Genomic DNA, 4596 nt, shown 5'->3' with positions numbered 1-4596 from the left:
TTAGCCCTTAACTAAGAATCACAGTCCGTCTGGCAACCTGCGGACTCTAAAGGCTTTGGTAATTAGCACGTAAGACCTGCTTGCAGGCGATGGCTGTATCTAAGCAAATTGTGGTCGTGTCGCCGTTAGGCGATGCTCTCACAAGCCTGTGACTTTAGTCACGGGTGGTTGACGGGCATCATCTCTTTCGTTTTGCTATGTTCTTAGAATACCGGATAATCGTGAAGCGCTCGTGACTGGTTTAGGGCAGTTTTCCGATAAATTGATGACTAAATTGTGATGGCTGGCTGGATTGATGACTAAATTGTGATCGTCGTGGCTCGGCGGAGCTGCGTTGGTTGTTTTTTCAAAATTTGGACCGCACCAATTCGAGAAAACAGTTGCTTTTTTGTTCGGAAAGCGCTTTAATTAGAATGAGATCACTACCTTTAGGAGGTCAAATTGATGATTTGGGCACGGGATGTGAATACTTAGCTTTGATCGTGGATTTTGTCAGGTTTTGTGATTAGCGGTGTGGGCGTTGATTTTACGCGCTGGGGACAAGAATCCAGTAAATTCCTGAAAGTTGCCCCATTTTTTTCAGTAAAAAATCACCAAACAAGCGCTAATCATGATAAGATTCAAGTGGGTACTCATTTAACGACAAAGTGGGCGTCGGCCTGCGTTGTTTCAGCACATTTAGCCTCGTCACTCTGAGGGGAGCCGCTTTTAGCTCCCGGAACAGTGCGGTAGCTAGGTGGCAGCAGCCAGACTGACGAGCACGTTTCAGAAAAGGAGAGCTAACATGAAATTTGCAAAGTATTTTGATCATACACTTTTGAAGCCAGACGCGACGGAGGACCAGGTGCGCCAGGTGATCGCCGAAGCGAAGGAATATGACTTCGCCTCAGTCTGTATCAATCCTTACTGGGTCAGCATGACCGCCGAGGAATTGAAAGGCACGACTGTCAATACCTGTACCGTGATCGGCTTTCCTCTGGGGGCAACTTCTACGGTGTCAAAAGTTGCCGAAACAGCGCAAGCGATCCAAGACGGCGCTAACGAAGTCGATATGGTCATCAATATTGGCGAATTGAAAGCAGGCCATAATGACGCGGTCCAACGGGATATCGAACATGTGGCCCACACGGCTCATGGCGCCGGCGCTTTATTGAAAGTGATCATTGAGGCTTGCTTGTTGACTGACGAAGAAATCAAGCGCGCTTGCGAATTGTCAATGGCGGCGGAAGCTGATTTCGTGAAAACATCAACTGGCTTTTCCACTGGCGGCGCGACGCCTCATGACGTTAAAATCATGCGGGACACTGTCGGTGATAAATTAGGGGTCAAGGCTTCTGGGGGCGTGCACAACTTAGCGGAGGCCGAAGCGGTCATCGCGGCCGGAGCTAACCGGATCGGGGCCAGCGCCTCAGTGACAATTCTTAAGGAGGCACAAGCAAATGGCAAAGACTGATTATCGTTTCAACCGTGTATTTGGGATTGTTTTGGACTCGATCGGGATCGGCGAAGCACCAGACGCCGCTAAGTTTGACGATCAAGGGTCCGACACTTTAGGCCATATCGGCGAATTTTTCCAAGGTAAGTTCCAAGTCCCTAACCTGGTCAAAATCGGCTTGGGCAACATTCGCGAAGACAATCCGATTTTAGGCGCTGAACCGATCGAACATCCCGCCGGTCACTACGGCAAGATGTTTGAGATCTCTGCCGGTAAAGACAGCATGGACGGTCACTGGGAAATGATGGGCTTGCCGGTCACTAAACCGTTAGGCTTCTTCCCTAATGGCTTCCCTCAAGAATTATTACAAAAATTAGAAGATTTCAGCGGTCGCAAAGTGATCGTCAACAAACCATATAGTGGGACCGACGTGATCCACGATTATGGCGAGGAACAAATGGCGACAGGTGACTTGATCGTCTATACTTCCGGTGACTCTGTTTTACAGATCGCGGCGCATACCGACATTATTCCGCTGGCCGAATTGTATAAGATCTGCGAGTACGCTCGTTCGATCACCATTGATGAGTATCATGTGGGCCGGATCATCGCGCGGCCATACAACGGCCCTGATAAGGATCATTTTGTTCGGACCAGCGATCGTCATGACTATACTTTGGAACCAACCGAAGACACTGATTTGGACCGGCTGCACGCAGCTGGCCTAGACGTTCTGGGTGTCGGCAAAATCAACGATATTTTCTCTGGTCGCGGCATCACGAAAGGCTGGCACACCGTCAGCAACATGGATGGCATGGACAAAACCATCGCCGCCGCCGACGAAGACTTCACTGGGTTCTGCTTCACGAACCTGGTTGACTTTGACGCCATGTACGGTCACCGCCGCAATCCGCAAGGTGATGGCGATGCGTTGATGGCTTTTGACGAGCGTTTAGGCGAATTATTACCAAAATTGCATGATGATGATCTGTTGTTCATTACGGCTGACCACGGGAACGATCCTTGCTTCAAAGGCACCGACCATACCCGGGAATATGTGCCGTTACTCTTCTTCTCACCAAGCTTCGCGCAAGGTGGCAGCATCGGCATTCACAGTCCGTTCTCTGATTTAGGCGCGACTGTTTTGGATAACTTCCATGTTGCTGGTAATGGCAAGGGTCAGAGTTTCTTGGCGGATTTGAAGTAGCAGATTTCTGGCGTTTTGGTTGATTTAATGGCAGTTCTTGTGGGTGTTGCGCGTGAGCGCAACCGGCTGGGACTGCTGATGCGGACTGGAACGTGGTGGGCGCTGTTTTGAGCCAATCCGCAAAAACCGCGGCTTGTCTCAAAATCAGGCCTTGTCCTAAGCGGCAAAGCCGCCAAGGACAATTTCACCACTGAGCCGCGCAGTCCCAGCCGGTTGCTAGGCAGAATTGAGCTGATCTGCAATTAAAGTTGGGTATCTGACGAAGTGGTTTGCGAGTCAGAGGTCAAAACAACCGCCCATTTTTGAGGTGGTACGACAATGCCAACTGATTTGGATTAGTAGGTCGGTACATTTCGGATAGTGCCGCCAACTTTATCTCACTTACTTAAGCGGATTTTGGTTGGAAATCGACCGATCCAGCTGATTTATCCAGAATTTGCGTAGTTCATCAGCTAGACTGTACTGGTGTTACCAATTTAAAGCTGCTGACCACTAAACACGGTCGTTGATTGCGTGGCTCCTCATCAATTGACTATAGCTTGCCAGTCGGCGTGAGTGCTCAAACGGCTGTTATAACGTTGAGCGGCTGGAGCGGAGCGTGGCGTTGGTGGCTCGTTTGTTTGTTGGTGGAAGGTCGGGCTGGGGGTGAGTCAGCCGCGATATTATTGTTGGCGATTTATCGCCTACAATAAGGCCGAGTTTTGAGATTTTCGGTGGGTTTCCGAAAAGCTCAAAATCGTGCCCGCAGCGTTCCACCACCCCCAGCCCGACCTGGAGCCCTACCACATCTGCCAACCACCAACGCGGCGCGCAGCGCAAGCTGCGGGCAAGCTACTTTTAAGTCAGCTTAAGCAATACCAAGCGGATAATAAACAAAAAACAATCACGGAGGAAAAAACATGAGTACACATATTGGCGCCGAAAAAGGTGCGATCGCTGAAAAAGTTTTACTACCAGGTGATCCCCTACGCGCAAAATATATTGCCGAGAATTTTCTGACTGATATCCATCTTTATAACGAGATTCGGAACGCCTTTGGCTATACCGGCCTGTATCGCGGCGAGCGTGTCTCAGTTCAGTCGACGGGGATGGGGATTCCCTCGATTTCAATCTATGTGAATGAATTGATCCAATTTTACGATGTCCAAACGCTGATTCGCGTCGGCACGGCTGGCGGCTTAGGACCAGATGTGAAGATTCGCGACGTGGTAATGGCCCAAGCGGCTTCGACTGACTCTGCCATTGTTAATAATACTTTTGGCCCGAGCATCAATTTCGCCCCCGTGGCGGATTATGAGCTGTTGGCTAAGGCTGTGGCGGTGGCGAAACAAGACGGTATTCGTTACCATGTCGGTAATGTTTTGGGTGAGGATCGGTTCTACAATGACGAAATCGACATGCCAAAACTGATCGATTACGGCGTTTTGGCGACCGAGATGGAAACACCAGCCTTATATCTCTTGGCGGCGAAGTTCAAACGCCGCGCGCTGGGCGTCTTCACGGTCAGCAACCACTTGATCACCGGCGAGGAAACCACCGCGGAAGAGCGGCAAACGTCCTTCAACGACATGATCAATATCGCGTTGCAAACGAATTAGGATTGATTTTTAGCATCTGAAAAGGAGGCTCGGCCATAATTGCCGATCCAAAAATAAAGACGATCGAACATTCTGTTTTCTCTGGGAATGTTCGATTTTTTTATTTTTTTCGGCCAGATCTATTTTTTGGGTACACAAATAGAGCGCCATAAAACGCTCAAATTTTACCAATAGGTTATCGTTGTTTAATAATGACTTCGTCAGTTTTTTTAGGTTAGCGGCCATAAATACCAATCCCATTTCGTTATTGGTTGCCCGTTTCCCACGTACAGAGAAGCGCATAAAATTCATGTTCGTTTTAATATTTCCAAAAACTGGTTCAACTTCAAACTTCCGTTTGGCGAAGATCGAAGCAG

Annotated in this window: 6 protein-coding genes; 4 read left to right on the top strand and 2 right to left on the bottom strand. The window is 49.1% G+C overall.

All coding sequences use genetic code 11. From position 1 onward, the window contains the following. The first annotated feature begins 784 nt into the window (after positions 1-784). Entirely contained in the window at positions 785-1453 is a 669-nt protein-coding gene (deoC, locus tag ACYVSB_RS12600; protein WP_125602385.1) for a deoxyribose-phosphate aldolase, read from the top strand. Next, on the top strand, positions 1440-2642 hold the full coding sequence (locus ACYVSB_RS12595) for a phosphopentomutase (RefSeq protein ID WP_461219660.1): 1203 nt from the start codon (positions 1440-1442) through the stop codon (positions 2640-2642). The genes deoC and ACYVSB_RS12595 overlap by 14 nt, the downstream gene beginning before the upstream one ends. On the opposite strand, the gene ACYVSB_RS12590 is transcribed toward ACYVSB_RS12595, so the two are convergent. Further along, on the bottom strand, positions 2615-2884 hold the full coding sequence (locus tag ACYVSB_RS12590) for a hypothetical protein (RefSeq protein WP_461219659.1): 270 nt from the start codon (positions 2882-2884) through the stop codon (positions 2615-2617). The genes ACYVSB_RS12595 and ACYVSB_RS12590 overlap by 28 nt on opposite strands. Positions 2885-3151: 267 nt before the next feature. Between ACYVSB_RS12590 and ACYVSB_RS12585 the strand changes: the two genes are divergently transcribed. Continuing rightward, positions 3152-3334: a hypothetical protein gene (locus ACYVSB_RS12585; protein WP_461219658.1), complete on the top strand. Its 183-nt coding sequence runs from the start codon at positions 3152-3154 to the stop codon at positions 3332-3334. A gap of 207 nt (positions 3335-3541) precedes the next feature. Then, positions 3542-4240: a purine-nucleoside phosphorylase gene (gene deoD / locus ACYVSB_RS12580; protein WP_125600415.1), complete on the top strand. Its 699-nt coding sequence runs from the start codon at positions 3542-3544 to the stop codon at positions 4238-4240. Between the two features lie 9 nt (positions 4241-4249). On the opposite strand, the gene ACYVSB_RS12575 is transcribed toward deoD, so the two are convergent. After that, positions 4250-4596 (bottom strand): transposase (locus tag ACYVSB_RS12575; RefSeq protein ID WP_461219657.1); only part of this gene is annotated, 347 nt, incomplete at its 5' end.

The organism is Lapidilactobacillus salsurivasis (assembly GCF_054785215.1).
The sequence above is the reverse complement of the archived record's forward strand: the minus strand, read 5'-3'. Positions and strand labels throughout refer to the sequence as shown.

What these genes read in the sequence shown, in the direction of transcription:
- deoC (WP_125602385.1), top strand. Translation starts at nt 785, where the DNA reads ATGAAATTTGCAAAGTATTTTGATCATACACTTTTGAAGCCAGACGCG.
- ACYVSB_RS12595 (WP_461219660.1), top strand. Translation starts at nt 1,440, where the DNA reads ATGGCAAAGACTGATTATCGTTTCAACCGTGTATTTGGGATTGTTTTG.
- deoD (WP_125600415.1), top strand. Translation starts at nt 3,542, where the DNA reads ATGAGTACACATATTGGCGCCGAAAAAGGTGCGATCGCTGAAAAAGTT.